The organism is Xanthobacter sp. DMC47 (assembly GCF_056313845.1).
The window spans coordinates 1,043,726-1,060,329 of the sequence record NZ_JBQUZM010000004.1; the positions used below are offsets into that span (position 1 = coordinate 1,043,726).

The following is a 16,604-nucleotide window of genomic DNA, read 5'->3' on the forward strand; positions in this document are numbered from 1 at the left end:
GTCCGGCTGGACGGACGCCGGGGAAGAGGCCGGGCCATGAGCGAGACGGGCCATGAGCGAGAGACCGGCTGACGAGCGGACGGCGGCGCAGGACCGCACCGACAGCGTGCGCGCGCTGCGCCGCGGGCTCGCCGTGCTGCGGCACATCAATGCGGTGGGCAGCACCAGCGCAACCGCCATCGCCCGCGCCCTCGACATCCCGCGCCCCACCGTCTACCGGCTGCTGCAGACGCTGGAGGAGGAGGGCTACGTCGCCTTTTCCGCCTCCTCGGCACAGGTCCGGGTCACGCGTCTTTCCGCCAGCCTCGGCGATGGCTATGCGGCGCACTCCCGCGTGTGCCAGGCGGCGGGGCCGGTGTTTGGCGAGCACGGGCCGCGTCTCGTCTGGCCGCTCGACCTGACGGTCTACGAGAACGCCGCCATGGTGATCCACGAGACCACCCACACGCGCAGCCCGCTCTCCATCGACCGGGGCATGATCGGCTATCGCCTGCCCATGCTGCGCACCTCGGCCGGCCGGGCCTATCTGGCCTTCTGCCGGGAGGAGGAGCGGGCGATGATCCTCGATCACCTGCGCCGCATTCCCGATCCCGAGGATCGCCCGTTCCTCGACGAGGCGTGGCTGAGGCGGATGATCGAGGACACGCGCCGCCGCGCCGTCGCCGTGCGCGACGGCGGCGAATTCCGGCCGAAGACCTCCAGCATCGCCGTTCCGGTCATGGTCGATGACCGCGTGGAGGCGGTGGTCTCGATGATCTGGATCCGCTCCGCCCTTTCCCTCGACGAAGCCCTTTCCGCCCATGCGGAGGCCCTGCGCGGCATCGCAGCCGCCATCGCGCGGGCGGTCCGTGGCCAGCAGGCGGCCGGGGACGGGGAATAGCCCGCCGACCCCAGCCGGAACCCTCACCTGGCAGCCACGGCTCAATTTAATTTGCATTGCAATGCAAATTAAATTCTGCTTCTGATGCGGCATGACCCCGGCTTCCGCCTCACCGCGCGCCCGCTTCGGCGTGCGCTTCGCGCTGCTTGCCCGTCGCTGGCGGCGGGCCCTCGATGCCCGTCTCGCCGAGGCGGGGCTGTCGGATGCCACCTGGGTGCCGCTGGTCCATCTGCAGGAGTCCGGGGACGGCATCACGCAGAAGGAGCTCGCGGCGCTGGTGGGTATCGATGGGTCGAGCCTCGTGCGCCTGCTCGATATCCTGTGCCGGCAGGGCCTCGTGGAACGGCGGGTCGACGCCTCGGACGGCCGCGCCCGGCTGGTCCATCTGACCGAAGCAGGCCGGGTGCGGGTCGCCGAGATCCGCCGCGAACTGGCCAAGGGGGAAGCGGAGATGCTGGCGGACCTGTCCGACGCCGAGATCGCGACCATGCTCCGGCATTTCGAGCGGATCGAGCAGCGGCTCCAAAGCCTTCAGGTCCAGCGTCGGGAGACGACCGCCCCATGAGCCCGCCCGAACCCGCGCCCGCGACGCTCGCGACCCGCCGGCTCGATGCCGCGCGCCATCTGCTGAAGCCGCATCAGATCCGCGAGAGCTTGGCCCTCGCGGCCCAGCCGTGGCAGCGCAATGCGGCACTGGCCGGCCTTCAGGCGTCGCTGGCGGCGGCGATCGCCCTGCCCCTGGCCCTCCTCTCGCCCTGGCCGCATCTCGTCGGCTTCGCCTCGCTGGGAACGCTCGCAGCCCTGTTCGGCCGCTTCGCCCCGCAGGCCGGACGCAGCCGCATCGTCCTGTTCTGCGCCCTGTGGCTGACCTTCTCGGTGTTCGCCATGTCGGCGGCAGCCTGGCTCGGCGCGCCCTATCCCCTCCAGTTGGGCCTTCTGGCGCTGGCCTGCGGGTTCTTCTTCTTCGTTGCCAACACCGGACAATATGGCCCGCCCGGCGCGTTGATCTTCGTGTTCGCGGCCGGTGCCGCCATGGGCCATGTGGCCTCCTGGCAGGAGGTGGTGGAGCGCGCTGCGGCCACTGCGCTCGCGGCGGGGCTGACGTGGCTGATCTGCGCGGGGACGGAAGCGCTGCGCCAGCAGGCGACGCCCGAGGCACCTTTTCCCGCAGAGCCGGTCCGCCCCCTCGACCACCGCCTCATCGCCGCCGCGCGCATCACCCTCGGCTCGGCGATCGCGGCCTTCGCCGCCTATCTCGCCGGCGCCGCCCATCCCGCCTGGGCCGCCATGGGTACCGTGGCGGTGATGCAGGGCACGCACCTGCACATCAGCATGAGCCGCGCTATGCAGCGCATGGCCGGCACCGTGGTCGGCGCGGGGCTGGTCTGGCTGATCCTCTCCCAGGAGCCGTCGGTGTGGAGCGTGGTCGCCCTGCTGGTCTTCCTGCAATTCGCCACCGAGATGATCATCGGCGCGAACTACGCCCTCGGGCAGATCCTGGTCACGCCCATGGCGCTGCTGATGAGCTACCTCGCGGCCCCCGGCGCGGCGGGCACGGCCATGGCGCCGGAACGGGTGTTCGACACGCTGGTCGGCGCGATCATCGGCATCGTCCTGGCGGTGGCCTGCTCGACGCTGGACGACCGCATCCACCTCGCACGGCATCACGCGGCACGCACCGGGAGGTGAGCCTCGCCGCCGGGGGCGAACGTCTCCTCCACCGTGCCGTCGGCACGCACGAACAGCGCCGCAAGGCCGAGGCGGCGGGCGAGGGCCGGGCCTTCGCCTGCCCCCCGCACCAGCAGCGCGGTCGCCCAGGCGTCGGCCGCCATGCAGGTCTCGCCGAGCACGGTGACGGCGCAAAGGTCGTTCTCCAGCGGCGCGCCGCGCGACGGGTCCATGGTGTGGGAGAGCACGCGGCCTCCCATCTCCACCCGATGGCGATAATTGCCCGAGGTGGCGACGGCGGCGCCGGAGAGTTCCAGCACGCCGAGAATGTCCCGCTCCCCGGCAGACGGCCGCTCATGGGCCACCGTCCATGGCCGCCCGTCCGGCTTCAGGCCTTCGGCGCGCATCTCGCCGTCGATGCCCACCAGCCAGGACGTGACGCCCGCCGCGCGCACCTCGCGCGCCAGCTCATCCACGCCGAAGCCCTTGGCGATGCCCGCAAGGTCCAGCCGCAGCGGCGCAAGCCGGCGGGCGCGGCAGCGGGCCGGATCGAGCTGCAGGGTCTTGGGCGGCTCGAAGGAGGGCCGGCCGGCGAGCGCCGCGATGCGTCCGTTATCTGGTCCCGGCGATGCGCCGAAGCCCCAGGCCTTCACCAGATCGCCCACCCCGATGTCGAACGCCCCGCCCGAGAGGCGGCCGATCTCGAGGGCGGTCGAGAGGACGTGCATCAGCGCGCGGGGGATGGACCTCCACGCCCCGATGGGCGCGGCGTTCAGCCGTTCGAGATCGGAGTCCGGCCGGAAGGTGGACATCTGCTGTTCCACCCGCTCCACCGCGCTCTGGAGGCGGCGGGCAAGCGCAGCTTCGTCGAAGCCGTCGGCGGCGAAGAAGGTGGCGGACCAGCGCGCGCCCATGGCCGGCCCGCTCAGGGCGCGGCGGCGGAGCGCCGTCGCATCCCGACCCGTATCAATAGACATCTTCGACATAGCGTCCGCTCGACTTGAGGGTGGGAAGGTCGAGGCCCAGCGGGCGCACCACCGGCTCCAGCGCGCGGGTCACGGCCTCGGCCATGTCGCGGCCGCCGCAGACGAGGATCTGCGCGCCCTGTTTCACCAGTTCCCGCAGGCGCGGGGCATCGGCGGCGATGCGGTCCTGCACATAGGCGCTCTCATCCGCGTCCCGCGAGAAGGCGGTGCGCAGGCTCGTCAGCCGCCGTTCGGCGAGGTGCTGGGCCAGCTCATGCTCATAGAGGAAGTCGGACGCCGCGCTCCGGCCGCCCCAATAGAGATGCACCGGCCGTCCCGCCGCATTGGCCCGCACGAAGCCAGCCAGCGGCCCGATGCCCGCCCCAGCGCCGATGAGGATGAGCGGCCCGCGTCCCTTGGCCGGACGGAAGGTGGGATTCTCGCGGATGAAGGCATCGATGCCCTCGCCGGGCTGAAGAGCGTGCAGGAAGGTGGAGCACAGGCCGCCTTCGCGCAGCCGCACGCAGATTTCCAGCACACCGTCGCGGGTGGAGGAGGCCAACGAATAGAAGCGCGGCATGGCCTCGCCGGGCTTCTCATTCACAGGCGGCACGATGCCCACGAGGTCGCCGGCCTCGAAGGCGGGCAGAAGGCCGGGTGCGCGGGTGCGCGGGTCCACGGGCGCCTGAAAGCGCAGGATCGCCACGGGCGCACCCACCGCCTCGCCGTAAAGTTCGCGCCCGGCCAGCACCAGCCGGGTGGTCTTCGGCGGCTCCGCCACATGGGTGAGCGTGAGGTCGTGCCCCAGCACATCGCCGAGATCGTGGCCCCACTGGGCGAATTCCTGAGGCGAGCGGCGATCCACCCGTTTCATGGGCAGGAGCTGCGGACAGCCGCGCGCATCCAGCGCATCGGCGACGTCACGCGCGAACCGGCAGAAATGGGGGAAGCTGCGATCGCCGAAGCCCAGCACCGCCACTGCCGGCTGCCCCGGCAGATTGGCGAAGCGGGACAGGAAGTGCCTGGCCGATTGGGGCGCGGCGCCCTCGCCATAGGTGGCCGCGAGCACCAGCAGGCGCGGGGCGGCCATGTGCGCCGCGCTCACATCGTTCATGGCGGCGGTGTGGACCTTGTGGCCGGCGGCGGCGAGGGCCGCGTGCAGGGTGCCCGCGAAGCCCCAGGTGGAATTGCCCTCGCTGCCCACGAGGATCACCGTATCCGCCGCCCGCGCCGGGACATTGGCGCCGATGCGCGGCCGCGCCGCCCGCCGCCGCAGCCACAGGACGAGACCCGTTCCGCCGAGCACCGGGACCATGGCCGAGGCGAGGCCGAGCAGAAGGCCGAGCACCCACGCGCCGCGCCCGGTGTGCAGCGTGCGCACGAGGTCGTTCACCCGCTCCAGCGCGGTCGCGGGGGTGAGCGCGAGGGTGGTGCCGGTGGCGGCGTCCACCAGCCGCTCGCCATCAGCGGTGGTGAGGGTGAAGACGTCGGAGGGGTCGGCGGGATCTGGGAAGGTGAGTTCCCGCAGATCCCGGAGCTTCACGGTCTTCAGGCCGGCAAGCGTCCCGACGGGCGCCGCCGCGCCGCCGCTGGCGGTGACGGCGGGGGTCATCGCTCCCGTTTCGGGCAATAGCCCGAAGGTGCCGGCCGACATCCACAGGCCGGTGAGCGAGGACAGGAGCAGCCCCACCGCCGCGAGCCGGCCGAGTTCGCCATGCCAGCGCTGCGCCGGGGTGCCGCGGATGGGCCGCAGCAGCGCCCCCATGCCGCCGAGCCGGCGGGCCAGCAGGAGGAGACCGGAGACGGAGAGCCCCAGCATCGCCAGCGCGCCGATGGCCGCACCCACGCGCCCCGCATCGCCCATCAGGAAGGCGCGGTGGAGATTGGTGAGGAAGCGGGCGGTGTCCGACACCGCATAAGGCCCCAGCCCCGCGCCGGTGGCGGGGTCGATGCGCTCCACCCCGCGCGTGCCGCCCTCATCGAAGGCCGCCGTGAGGCTGCCGTCCGCCCGCAGCCGGATGGCGCTGATGCCGGGATGGCGCGCGGCCACCTCAGCCGCGACGTCTGCGACGCTGGCGGACGCCGGGATCGCGGGGGCGGCAACGTGGTTCAGCGCCGGCTGCACGGAGAGGACCGTGCCGGACAGGGCGGTGACGGAAAGGGCGAGCGCCAGCACGATGCCGGGCAGGCCATGGAGGCGGCGAAGCATTTGGGGATGTCCGAAGGGAGATCAGAAGGTGACGGTGAAGGACTTCACGTAGCCCTTGCCGGCCACGGGCTTGCCGGACGCGCTTGCGCCCAAGGGGGCGACAACCTCGGAGGGATTGTCCATCCCGTCCTCCACCGCCGTGTCCACATGGACCTGGTAGCCGGCATCAATCATGGCATCGGCGAGATCGAGGGTGATCTTCAGCGTCTTGCCGGAGCCGACGCTGGCGCCGGTGATGCCGTCGATCTCCGCCGGCCGTCCGCCGGAGGCCCGCTGCCAGTCGGAGAGGTGGCGGTAGTATTTCGCCTTGCCTCCGGCCATCCACAGCGTGCCCTTGTAGGCGCCGGCTGCATCGGTGACGTAAAGCACCACATAGGCGCCGTTGCCGCCATAAGGCTTCAGGGTGGTCTCGAAGGTGACCTGCCGCGCCTCGGCCAGCACCGGCGAAAGCAACGTGGCGGTGGCGGCCACAGCGGGAAGAACGAATTTCATCTGATTAGTCCTTTGAGGAGGTTGCCCGGGATCGGCTGAGGGTCACTGCACCTCGACCTTGGGCCGGGCCTTGCCCTGGAACAGGCCGTTGTCCGGCACCGGCGCCGCCGGATCGGCCGGGCCGTTCTGCGGAGTGGCACCGGGCCGGGCGCCCGGGCGGCCGTCATCGTCGTCGTCATCATCATCGTCGTGATGGCGGCCGTGATGGCGCTCCTTGCCCTCGCGCCGGTGGTCATTGTCGGCGAGACGGAGGGGGCGGGCGTCGGCGCGGGGGGCGTCGTCACGGCTGTGGACGGGGAGATCGAGATGGTCGATCTGGGTCGCCGCCAGCGCCACGCCGAGGCCGGCGGTGGAGAGGAGGAGGGCGGTGCCGATCAGGGTGCGCGTCTTCATGGAGGGACTCCGGCGTTCGATGACGCTGACACCCTCCCGAACCAACCTGACAGCCGCCTGAACCCCCTCTCGAATCGCGTTCAGCTTGCTGTCAGGTTCTCAGGTTCGGTAAAGCGCACGACGGCGCTGAAGCCCTCCGTCTCCCCCGGGATGGGCGAGGCAATCTCCAGCACCAGCCCCGCCCCGCGGCAGATGGCGGCGGCGATGGCGAGGCCGAGCCCGGAGCCCTCCGCCCCCGTCGGCCCCCGCTCGAACGGCCGCAGCAGCAGGGCCATCCGGTCCGCCGGAACGACGGCGCCGGGGTTGGAAATGTCCAGCCGGTCGGCGGTGAGGCGGACCCGGACCGGGGTGTCGGGTGCGCCGTGTTTCAGTGCGTTTTCAATGAGATTGCGTGCCAGAACCGCGAAGGCGTCGGGGTCGAGGTCACTCACCAGTCCCCCCTCCGCCGCGATGCTCAGCTCGATGTCCGCCGCGCGCCCGGACTGGCGCTCAAGGTCGGCGATCACATGGCGCAGCACGGGCGCGAGCGGTGCCGGGGCCTCCGCGACCAGGCCGGCGCCTTCCGCCTTGGCGAGCTGCAGCAGCTTTTCGGACAGGCGCGAAAGACGGCGCAGCGCGCCCGCGATCGTGCGCGCCCGCTCCTGCGCCGGCCCTTCCGGCAGTTCGGCCACGAGCCGCTGGGTCTGCGCCAGAGCGGCGGCGATGGGGGTGCGCAGCTCATGGGCGCTGTTGGCGGCAAAGCCCCGCTCCGCCTCCAGCGCCCCGCGCAGGCGCTCCATGAGGGCGTTCACGGCGCCTGCGACGGGTGCCATCTCCTCGGGCAGCCCCTGCTCCGGCACCGGCGCGAGGTTGCCCCGCCCGCGCGCGGCGATGGCATGGCGGAATGCGAGCACCGGCCTCAATGTGAGGCGAAGCGTGAGCCACACACCGGCGAGCGCGATGGGCACGAGGGCGACAAGCGGCCAGATCAGCGCCATGACCGCCCGCCACACCGCGGCGGCGCGATGGTCCAGCTCCTCCGCCGTCGTGACAATGACGGTGCCCCGCACCGCCGCTTCCGTGTAGGTGCGCAGGCGGGCGGTGCTCTGAAAGCCGGGGGCGAGGCCTGCGGGTATCGCCATCTGCTCCGCGTCGCTGGATTGGAGCAGCACGCGGCCTTCGGCATCGCGGACGACGTAGGTGATGAATTCCCGATGCGGCCCCACGGGCGGCATATGTTGCGTACCGGCCCCGTCCTCGCGCGCGAGCAGCTCGGAATAGGCGAGCGGCAGCACCCTTTGCGCCACCTCCTGCAACGCGCTGTCGAAGACCTCGTCGATCTCGTGCCGCAGCACCAGCCCCGCAACCGTCGCCGCCGCAAGCCACAGCGCGGCGATTGACACAGCGAGCCACAGGCCGAGGCGCCGCCGCAGGCTCCAGCCTCCCCTCACGCGCCGCCTCCCGGCGTGCCGAGGCGATAGCCCATGCCGCGCACGGTCTCGATGACGTCGGCACCCAGCTTCTTGCGCAGGCGGGCCACATAGACCTCGATGGTGTTGCTCTCCACTTCCGCATCGAACGAGTAGAGCCGTTCCTCCAGCTGCGGCTTCGACATGAGCTGGTGCGGCCGTTGCACGAAGGCCTCGAAAAGCGCCCATTCCCGCGCCGTCAGCGCGATGGCCTGCCCCGCGCGGCGCACAGAGCGGGCGGCGAGGTCCACCTCGATGTCGCCGAGCGTGACAAGCGGGTTGGGATTTCCGGCATAGCGCCGGCCCACGGCGCGGATGCGCGCCGACAGCTCGAACAGGTCGAACGGCTTGACCAGATAGTCGTCGGCCCCCGCATCCAAAGCGGCGATGCGGTCAGAGATCTGGTCGCGGGCGGTGAGCACCATCACCGGTGTCGCGTCGCCCGAGCTGCGCAGACGCTTGAGGAAGTCCGAGCCGCGCCCGTCGGGCAGCATCAGGTCGAGGAGGATCAGGTCGAAGGCCGCGGCATGGACGGCGTGCTCGGCATCGGCGAGGCGCGTTGCCCAATCGGCACCGTGCCCGTCCGCGACGATCTGGTCGCGCACGGCCATGCCCAGGACGGGATCGTCTTCGATCAGGAGGATACGCATCTGTCACCTCGGCGGGGCGCATGGCAATCTAGCGCGGCCGGAGGACGATGGGGCGAGAGAATATTCCTGCGCGTTCAGGTGGGTGTCAGCTTGGCGTGCTTTTCATCGGGCCTCGCCGAAAGGAGTTTGCACGGTGAATCGCTCGGGGCTCGCATTGCGGAATGTCTTGGCCGGCGTGGCCCTTGCCTGCCTCGCCGCCACGCCGGCGGCCGCCGATCGCGATTGCAACGTGCCTCTGGCCGACTGGCAGCCGCGTGAGGCGCTGCAGAAGAAGCTGGAGGCCGAGGGCTGGACGGTGCTCTCCATCCGTTCGGACGACGGCTGCTACAAGGTGCGCGCGACAAATGCGCAGGGCGCCCGGCTGAAGGCGAAGTTCAATCCGGCACGGCTCGAACAGGTGCCCGGGCACGGCGACGATGACTGATCGGGTGCTTCGGATCTTTTGCCCATTGCGCTCCTGAGTGGCCCCCGGCAAGAGCCGACCCTGATTTTCCGGCGCCGGATGGGTCGATGACCCTCTGCAGATCGGGCGGAGGTCACGGGCTCAGCGGCCGCCGGCTCGCGCCCCAGAAGCGCCTCAAATTCTCCCCGCCCTCACCGTTCACCTGTAAGCGAGGCGTAAGCTCAGCCTTGCAACGTCCGTGACAGTTTCAAACACGGACGAGCGGACATGGGATTTGCACAGATTGTTGAACCCGGCGACGCCGAACGCGCCGAGGTCGAGGCTTTCATCCGATCCGTCTATGCCCGCGAATATGGCGCCCACGTTGGGGCGTTCGCGCGGCGCCTCCTGTGCCGGCGGAACGCGGCGGGCGACATCCTTTGCGCCGCCGGCCTGCGTCTCGCCGAGGAGGGTTTTTTCTCCGAGCTTTATCTGGACAAGCCGGTCGAGGCCGCGCTCTCCGGCGCCACCGGGCGCAGGCTCCGCCGTGCGGATGTCTATGAGGTCACGACGCTCGCCAGCGGCGCGCCGCATGACCTCGTGCCGTTCATCGCCGATATCGTGGCCTTCGGCGGCGACCACGGCCTGTCCTGGTGCTTCTTCACCCTCACCCGTCGCCTCAGCCTTCTGGTGCGGCGGCGGGGCCTGTCCCCCATCTATCTCGGCGATGCCGATCCCGCTCGGGTCCCCCATCCCGATGCCTGGGGGCGCTACTACGAGACCGAGCCCAAGGTCTTCGGCGTGTGTGGCGTGGACATGCTCGCCGCCTATCGCCGGGCGCAGGCGGCTTCCGTCCGCCTCCCGTCTGCGGCCAGCCGGGTGATGCACCATGCGGACGTTCTTTGAGTCTGTGGCGGGCCACGCCCGCCGGGCACCGGACCGCACCGCCTTCAGCGATCCGGATGGCGCCATCACCCGCTCCGGATTGCTGGCCGACGCGGCGCGGCTTGTCGCTGCGCTTCCTCCAACTGCGCGGGTCGTCGGGCTGCTGCTGCCCAACGGGCGAGCCTATGCCGTGGCCCAGATGGCGCTGGTGGCCGCGGGGCGCATCGCCGTGCCGCTCCCCGGCTTCTTCAGCCCGGCCCAGATCGCCCATGTGGTGCGCGATGCGGGCATCGAGCTGATCCTCGTCGCACCGGGCGGGGAGAAGGCCGTTCCCGAAGGCATCGCCCGTCAGGCGGTGCCTGTGACCGGCACGCCCGGCGCCCTGCCGGCCTTCCGCGAGGGCTACGGCACGCTCATCTACACCTCCGGCAGCACCGGCGCCCCCAAGGGCGTGCGGCACGAAAGCGGCCAGGTGGGGTGGTCCGCCACCGCCCTGGCGGACGCGATCGGCGCGCGGGAAGACGACACCTATCTCTCCGTGCTGCCGCTCTCCCTGCTGCTGGAGAGCATCTGCGCGCTGTTCATTCCGTCTCTCGTGGGAGGCAGCGTGCATTTCGACACCGCCGTCTCGGAGCGGATCGGCAGCGGCGCGGTCTCCGGCATCGCCGCGACGTTCGCCCGGCATCGGCCGACCACCGGCGTGCTGGTGCCGGAACTGCTCCGGCTCTGGGTGGCGGAGCTTGCCGCCGCACGGGCCCGCGCCCCGGACAGCCTGCGCTTCGTCGCCGTCGGCGGTGCCGCCGTTCCGCCTCAGGTGGCGGAGGCCGCGTGGAACCTCGGCATTCCCGTCCACGAGGGCTACGGCCTGTCCGAATGCTGCTCGGTGGTGGCGGTGAACCGGCCCGGCCGGCGCGTGGCCGGCACGGTCGGCGAGCCGCTGCCGGGCCTGACGCTCACCGTGGAGGATGGCGAACTCCACGTGGATGGTCCGTGCGTCACCGACGGCTATCTGCGTGGTGCGCCCGCCGCCCGGCCATGGCCGACCGGCGATCTGGCGGCGCTGGATTCCGACGGCCGGCTCACGATCTCCGGCCGCAAGGACAATCTCATTGTCACCCCGCTCGGGCGCAATGTCAGTCCCGAGTGGGTGGAGACCGCGCTCTTGGCCGATCCCTACATCGCCGCCTGCGCCGTCGCGGCGGCCCCGGAGGGGCTCGCGGCCCTTGTGGTGCCGGTTCCCCCCGCCGCCGAATGGTTCGCGCATGCGGGCCGCGCGGCGGTGGAGGCCCGCGTCGCGGCGACGTGCGCGGGTCTGCCGGCCTATGCGCGGCCGGCGCGCGTGCGCGTCATCGATGTGCCGGCGGCCAAGGCCGCCGGCCTCTTCACCGACAACGGACGCATCCGCCGGCGCGTCGCGCACGACCTGCTCGCCGCCGACTTGGCCGCAGCCGTCTGACAACCTCTTCCCAACCATCATCAGAAAGGCATCGGCCATGAGCTTCCATGACCGCCTGACCCGCGAGACCGCGGCCGCGCGCGAAAGCTTCCTCGCCATCCCCCTCGTCGCCAACGCGCCGCGCACGGGGGGCCCGCGTGAACTCTACCTGGCCTTCCTCACCGAGGCCTACCACCAAGTGAAGCATACCTTTCCGCTGCTCGCGCTCGCGGCTTCGCGGACGCAGGACGAGCGCTATCAGGAGGCCCTCCTCGAATACATGGAGGAGGAGCGCGGGCACGAGAAGTGGATCCTCGACGACATTCGCGCCATGGGCGGAGATGCCGAGGCGGTGCGCACCGGACAACCGGGGCAGGCCTGCCGGGTGATGGTGGGCTTCTCTTATTACGCCATCGAGCATGTGAGCCCCTACGCCATGCTCGGCAGCGTGCATGTGCTGGAAAGCATGTCGGTTCTGCTCGCCGATCAGCTCGCGGCGACCCTGGCGCGGACGTTCGGGAGCGTGGGCGGCGCCGGCTTCTCCTACCTGACCTCCCACGGCAGCCTCGACCAGGAGCACGTGGCCTTCTTCCGCTCGCTGGTGGACGGCATCGAGGACCCGTCCGTCCAGGACATCATCATCGACCATTCGCGAATGTTCTATCGCCTCTACGGCGACATCTTCCGCGAGCTCGGCGCCCGCGCGGAGCTGAGCCATGCGGCCTGAGCGATTTCCGCGTGATGTGAAGTGCGTGCTCGTCACCGGCGGCGGCTCCGGCATCGGCCGGGCGCTGGCGCTGGAGGCCGGTCGGCGCGGCATGGTCGTGGCGGTGTGTGGCCGCCGCGCGGCGGCGCTGGAGGAGACGGCGGCGGCGCTGCCGTCTTCGGCCCGCCCCCTCGTCATCCCGGCCGATCTCACTCGGCTGGAAGACCGCGCCCGCATCGCAGCCGGGCTGAAGCAGGCGTGGGGGCGGCTCGACCTCCTGTTCAACAATGCCGGCCGCGTCGATGGCGGTGATGTGGAGGAGATGGGCGACGGGGCGCTGGAAGATCTCTTCCGCACAAATGTCGTCGCGCCCATGGCGCTGACGCGGGACCTCGCCCCGCTGCTCGCCGCCGCGCGGCCGGCGCGGGTGGTGAACGTGGGCTCGGTGTTCGGCGACATCGCCTATCCGGGCTTTGCTGCCTATTCGGCCTCCAAGTTCGCCTTGCGCGGCTATTCCAGCGCACTCCGGCGGGAGTGGAAGGGGCGCGGCATTGCCGTCACCTATGCCGCGCCGCGCGCAACGCAGACCGATGCGGCGGCGGCCTTCACCGATCTCATCGCCAAGACCGGCATGCGGCTCGACACGCCGGAGAAGGTCGCCGCACACATCTGGCGGGCGGTGGACGCTGGCCGCGATGCCGCCTACCCCGCCGGTCCCGAGCGCCTGTTCGTGCTCCTCCAGCGCCTCTTCCCCAAGCTCATCGACCGCTCCCTCGCGCGCCCCGGCGCCTGAGCCCCCTACATCCGAACCATAAGGATAAAACCATGCGCGCAACCCTCTTCCTTGGCGCCCTGCTCTCCGCCGCCTTCACCGTTTCCGCCGGCGCCGCACCCGCCGACGACCCCGTCCTCGGGCAGGTGAAGCAGATCCAGACCCGCTGGGAGACCATCAAGTTCACGGTGCCGGAAGGCGACAAGCAGACCGACCAGATGACCGTCCTCGGCGCCGATGCCGATAGCCTCGCCGCCAAATATCCTGACCGGGTTGAGGTCCTGATCTGGGACGGCATCGTCACCAGCGAGCGCGCCTCTTTGGTCAATCCCATCTCGGCGCTGTCGCTCGCCACCCGCGCCCGTGACACGCTGGAGAAGGCGTACAAGATGAACCCGACCGTGCTCGATGCCGGCGCGCCGACCAGCCTGGGCGTGCTGTACTATCGGGTGCCAGGCTTCCCGGTGGCGTTCGGCGACAAGGCGAAGGCGCGCCAACTGCTGGAGCAGGCCACCAAGACCGCGCCCGACGGCCTCGACGCCTGGTATTTCTATGGCGATTTCCTGATGACCCAGGGCGAGTATGCCAAGGCCCGCGAGGCATTCACCCACGCGCTCGCCATTCCCGTGCGCGCCGACCGGGCGCTGTGGGACGAAAATCGCCGGCTGGTCATCACCGAGAAGCTTGAGCAGATCAAGGCCAAGCACTGATGGCGAAGGACGCGCGGCCGCTCACAGGCGCGGCGCCGGGGGCGGCGCCGCTTTCCGGCCTTTGGCACTGGCTCGGCCACCAGCTCGCCCGTCCCGAAGGGGGCGGGGGCGCGCAGGTGGGGCGGGCGATGTCACTCGCAAATCGCGAGCCCTACCGGCTGGCGATCGAAGCCCTTGGCCCAGCCCAGAGGCACCGCGTGCTGGAAATCGGCTTCGGGCCGGGGGCGGGCATCGCGGAGCTGGCCGAGCGCGTTCCGGGCGGTCTCGTGGCAGGCATCGAGGGCTCGCCGGCCATGCTCCGGCTGGCGGCGGCCCGCAACCGCGATGCCATCGCGGGCGGCCAGGTGGAACTGGTGGACGGCGATTTCCGCGATCTGCCGTGGACCGACGGGAGCTTCGACAGGGTGCTCGCCGTCAACGTCGCCTATTTCTTCGATGCGGCGGGCATGGCGGCGTCCGAGATGCGGCGGGTGCTGAAGCCCGGCGGACTTGCGGTTCTCTATGTGACGGATCGATCCACCATGGCGCGCTGGCCGTTTGCCGGGGAAGACACCCACCGGACCTATGACGCGCCCGGGCTGCGGCGCCTCCTTATCGACGGGGGGTTCGGCGATGCCGACATCCGCATCGTGGGGCACCGCCTGCCATTCGGCGTCGATGGGCTGATCGCCGTCGCGCGGGCGGCGTGAGCGCTCACGCCGCCGGCAGCCAGCCGGCGTCAGGGAAGCGCATGGTCGCGGACCCGCCCGCTCCGGGATCGTTGGACAGGGTGAGATCGCCGCCGTGCGCCATCATGGTGCGCTCCACGATGGAGAGGCCGAGGCCAACCCCCTCCCGGCGCTCGCTGCGCACCCGCCCGCTGCGGCGGGCCTCGCGGTCCAGCACCTGCTCGGGAAATCCGGGCCCCTGATCGCGAACGACGATGGACGGCGCGGCGGTGATCTCCACCGAGATCAGCCCCCTGTCCGGCGTATGCTCAAGGGCATTCTCGACCAGATTGCGCACCGCCCGGAACACGTCGTCCCGGCCACCGGCCACGAGGACGGGGATATCCGGCGCGATCACCTCGATCATCCTGCCCCGGCCGACGATGCGGGGCGCCAGGAAGGCCGAGGCTTCGCGCGCTACTTCCCTTAGGTCCACGATCTTGCCCACCTCGAGATTGAAGCGTCCGACCCGCGCGCGATCCAGCAGTTGCTCCACCAGCCGGGCCATGACGCCGAGGTCGTGCTCCAGGATGCGGGCGTGCGGGTCCTTCATGGTCGCAAGCTCGGCCTTCATCACCGCGAGCGGGGTGCGCAGCTCGTGCGCCATGTCGGCAACGAACTCCTCCTGCAGGCGATGGGCTTCCCGCAGGCGATCGAAGGCGGCATTCACCGTGCGCACGAGGGCGAGCAGGTCGTCTGGCAGGCCCTTCTCGGTCAGCGCTGCGGCACCACCCGGCTGGATGGCCCGCGCCTCCTCCACCGTCTGCGAGAGGGGCGCGAGGGCGATGCGCACGACGATGACGTTGACCGCAAGGATCGCGAGCAGGAAAGGCAGCCAGATCCAGGCGATGTCCTTCATGAACTCGTGCAGCACCGATTCAAAGATGATGTGTCCCTTGGGAAACATCAGCTGCACATAGACCGGGACGGGCATATCGGGGATGCGCGCGGACAGTCCGTAATATTCCCCCTCCTCCGCCTGTCTGGGGATCCAGAAATAGAGGGGGCGGTCGGTGCGGAACGAGGTGAAGCGTTCCGTCACCCCGGGGGAGGCGGCAACAATTCGCCCCTTGTCGTCGAGCACGACGTAGCGACCGGATTCGTCGGCAATGCGCTGGCGCGTCGTTGCATCCACATCGGCTGTGAGCTTGCCATCGACCAGATGGATATCGTCCGCAATGTCGCCGATGAAGGCCTGCAGCGTGCCCTCGAAGAACAGCGAATGGGTGTTGTGAAAGCGGGTGTAGAGGTAGAAGGCGCCAACCGCGACGGCAACGAGGCTCACGCTGACGAGGCCCAGCACGAGCCGGCCGAAGACGTCGCGGGGCCAAATCCTCACGGCCGAGCCTCCGCCAGCAGGTATCCGATGCCACGCAGGGTGACGATCTCCCGGTTGGCGCCGGCACCGGAAAGCTTCTTGCGCAGCCGGTGGACCAGCACCTCGATGGCATTGACGCTGACTTCCTCGTCATAGCCGTAAAGCGCTTCCTCCAGCGCGGACTTCTGCACCACGCGTCCGGAAGATCGCATCAGCATCTCCAGCGCGCCAACCTCGCGGCGGCTGAAGTCGATGGCCGTTCCGTCCACCATGGCCCGGCGCTCGGTGGGGTCGAGGGCGATGTTGCCTTCCGCAAGGACGGTCTGGAAGGCGGTGCCCGGCCGACGCAGCAGGGCCCGGATGCGGGCGATCAGCTCGTCCACGTCGAACGGCTTGCGCAGATAGTCGTCGGCGCCCCGGTTGAGGCCCTGGACCACGGAAGCCTTGTCGTCCCGTGCCGTCAGCAGCAGGACCGGCGTGGAGGAACCGCGGCGGCGCAGTGCCTCGAGGAGGTCCATGCCGTCGCCGTCGGGCAGGCCGAGGTCGAGCACGATGCAGTCATACCCGGTGGTCTGGATGGCGGCGCGGGCATCGGCGAGGGTTTCGAACGCGTCCGTGGCAAAGCCGGCGGCGCGCAGGGCACCGGCGGTCAGCCCGCGCAGGCGGGCATTGTCTTCAAGAATGAGAACGCGCATCACCGACCCAAGCAGTACCGCGCTCCGTTGCGCACGAATCCACCATGCTCCGCACTACGGCAATTCCGCGGCTGTATCGGCCACCCTCGGGATCTTACGGAGGACATCACGGTAGGTGAGGCGCGGCGATACGCGTCTTCAGCAGCTTGGATCCAGGGATTGGTCTCGGCGAAGGGGGCGGCCACCGAACCGGCCCATGGCCTGCGTCACGGCCGTGGGTGATGCGGGCGCCGGCCTCGAGAATCGGCAACATCGCGCCGTCGGCCGGACTTGCCGCTGCCGCACGCGC

General features: G+C 70.5%; 18 protein-coding genes. 10 read left to right on the plus strand and 8 right to left on the minus strand.

All coding sequences use genetic code 11. The features are described from left to right. The first annotated feature begins 52 nt into the window (after positions 1-52). From ACT54R_RS16645 to ACT54R_RS16655, 3 genes are all read left to right on the plus strand, one after another. Complete coding sequence (locus ACT54R_RS16645; protein WP_476328084.1) at positions 53-880, plus strand: DNA-binding transcriptional regulator; 828 nt, start codon at positions 53-55, stop codon at positions 878-880. Between the two features lie 91 nt (positions 881-971). Continuing rightward, positions 972-1,445, plus strand: coding sequence for a MarR family winged helix-turn-helix transcriptional regulator (locus ACT54R_RS16650; protein WP_476328086.1), 474 nt, complete (start codon positions 972-974; stop codon positions 1,443-1,445). Continuing rightward, positions 1,442-2,569, plus strand: coding sequence for an FUSC family protein (locus ACT54R_RS16655; protein WP_476328088.1), 1,128 nt, complete (start codon positions 1,442-1,444; stop codon positions 2,567-2,569). Before ACT54R_RS16650 ends, ACT54R_RS16655 begins: the two co-directional genes overlap by 4 nt. Here ACT54R_RS16655 and ACT54R_RS16660 read toward each other — a convergent pair. The 6 genes from ACT54R_RS16660 to ACT54R_RS16685 form a co-directional block, all read right to left on the minus strand. Continuing rightward, positions 2,545-3,534, minus strand: a complete 990-nt coding sequence (locus ACT54R_RS16660) for an FAD:protein FMN transferase (protein WP_476328090.1) — start codon at positions 3,532-3,534, stop codon at positions 2,545-2,547. The two genes, ACT54R_RS16655 and ACT54R_RS16660, sit on opposite strands and share 25 nt — an antisense overlap. Further along, on the minus strand, positions 3,515-5,722 hold the full coding sequence (locus tag ACT54R_RS16665) for a PepSY domain-containing protein (RefSeq protein ID WP_476328092.1): 2,208 nt from the start codon (positions 5,720-5,722) through the stop codon (positions 3,515-3,517). The genes ACT54R_RS16660 and ACT54R_RS16665 overlap by 20 nt, the downstream gene beginning before the upstream one ends. 21 nt (positions 5,723-5,743) lie before the next feature. Then, a complete protein-coding gene (locus tag ACT54R_RS16670) occupies positions 5,744-6,214 on the minus strand; it encodes a DUF2271 domain-containing protein (protein ID WP_476328094.1) in 471 nt (156 codons plus the stop codon). 42 nt (positions 6,215-6,256) lie between these two features. After that, positions 6,257-6,607 carry a hypothetical protein gene (locus ACT54R_RS16675; RefSeq protein WP_476328096.1) on the minus strand — a complete coding sequence of 117 codons (351 nt, stop codon included), beginning with the start codon at positions 6,605-6,607 and terminating at the stop codon, positions 6,257-6,259. Positions 6,608-6,687: 80 nt separating this feature from the next. Beyond that, positions 6,688-8,037, minus strand: coding sequence for an ATP-binding protein (locus ACT54R_RS16680; RefSeq protein WP_476328098.1), 1,350 nt, complete (start codon positions 8,035-8,037; stop codon positions 6,688-6,690). Beyond that, positions 8,034-8,705 carry a response regulator transcription factor gene (locus ACT54R_RS16685; RefSeq protein ID WP_168459005.1) on the minus strand — a complete coding sequence of 224 codons (672 nt, stop codon included), beginning with the start codon at positions 8,703-8,705 and terminating at the stop codon, positions 8,034-8,036. The genes ACT54R_RS16680 and ACT54R_RS16685 overlap by 4 nt, the downstream gene beginning before the upstream one ends. Positions 8,706-8,838: 133 nt before the next feature. Here ACT54R_RS16685 and ACT54R_RS16690 point away from each other — a divergent pair, with 133 nt between their 5' ends. The 7 genes from ACT54R_RS16690 to ACT54R_RS16720 all read left to right on the plus strand — a co-directional run bounded on the left by ACT54R_RS16690 (position 8,839) and on the right by ACT54R_RS16720 (position 14,284). Further along, a complete protein-coding gene (locus tag ACT54R_RS16690) occupies positions 8,839-9,129 on the plus strand; it encodes a PepSY domain-containing protein (protein ID WP_476328100.1) in 291 nt (96 codons plus the stop codon). A gap of 246 nt (positions 9,130-9,375) precedes the next feature. Further along, complete coding sequence (locus ACT54R_RS16695) at positions 9,376-9,993, plus strand: thermostable hemolysin (protein WP_476328102.1); 618 nt, start codon at positions 9,376-9,378, stop codon at positions 9,991-9,993. After that, positions 9,977-11,428, plus strand: a complete 1,452-nt coding sequence (locus tag ACT54R_RS16700) for an AMP-binding protein (protein ID WP_476328104.1) — start codon at positions 9,977-9,979, stop codon at positions 11,426-11,428. Before ACT54R_RS16695 ends, ACT54R_RS16700 begins: the two co-directional genes overlap by 17 nt. A 37-nt stretch (positions 11,429-11,465) precedes the next feature. After that, positions 11,466-12,134 (plus strand): TenA family transcriptional regulator, encoded by a 669-nt coding sequence (locus ACT54R_RS16705; protein WP_476328106.1) that lies wholly within the window; start codon positions 11,466-11,468, stop codon positions 12,132-12,134. After that, entirely contained in the window at positions 12,124-12,906 is a 783-nt protein-coding gene (locus tag ACT54R_RS16710; protein ID WP_476328108.1) for an SDR family NAD(P)-dependent oxidoreductase, read from the plus strand. The genes ACT54R_RS16705 and ACT54R_RS16710 overlap by 11 nt, the downstream gene beginning before the upstream one ends. A 32-nt stretch (positions 12,907-12,938) precedes the next feature. After that, positions 12,939-13,595: a tetratricopeptide repeat protein gene (locus ACT54R_RS16715; RefSeq protein WP_476328110.1), complete on the plus strand. Its 657-nt coding sequence runs from the start codon at positions 12,939-12,941 to the stop codon at positions 13,593-13,595. Further along, positions 13,595-14,284, plus strand: coding sequence for a class I SAM-dependent methyltransferase (locus ACT54R_RS16720; protein WP_476328112.1), 690 nt, complete (start codon positions 13,595-13,597; stop codon positions 14,282-14,284). Before ACT54R_RS16715 ends, ACT54R_RS16720 begins: the two co-directional genes overlap by 1 nt. Positions 14,285-14,288: 4 nt before the next feature. Here ACT54R_RS16720 and ACT54R_RS16725 read toward each other — a convergent pair whose 3' ends face one another. Further along, complete coding sequence (locus ACT54R_RS16725) at positions 14,289-15,641, minus strand: sensor histidine kinase (RefSeq protein WP_476328114.1); 1,353 nt, start codon at positions 15,639-15,641, stop codon at positions 14,289-14,291. Then, entirely contained in the window at positions 15,638-16,315 is a 678-nt protein-coding gene (locus ACT54R_RS16730; RefSeq protein WP_168459013.1) for a response regulator transcription factor, read from the minus strand. Before ACT54R_RS16730 ends, ACT54R_RS16725 begins: the two co-directional genes overlap by 4 nt. Positions 16,316-16,604: the final 289 nt, after the last annotated feature.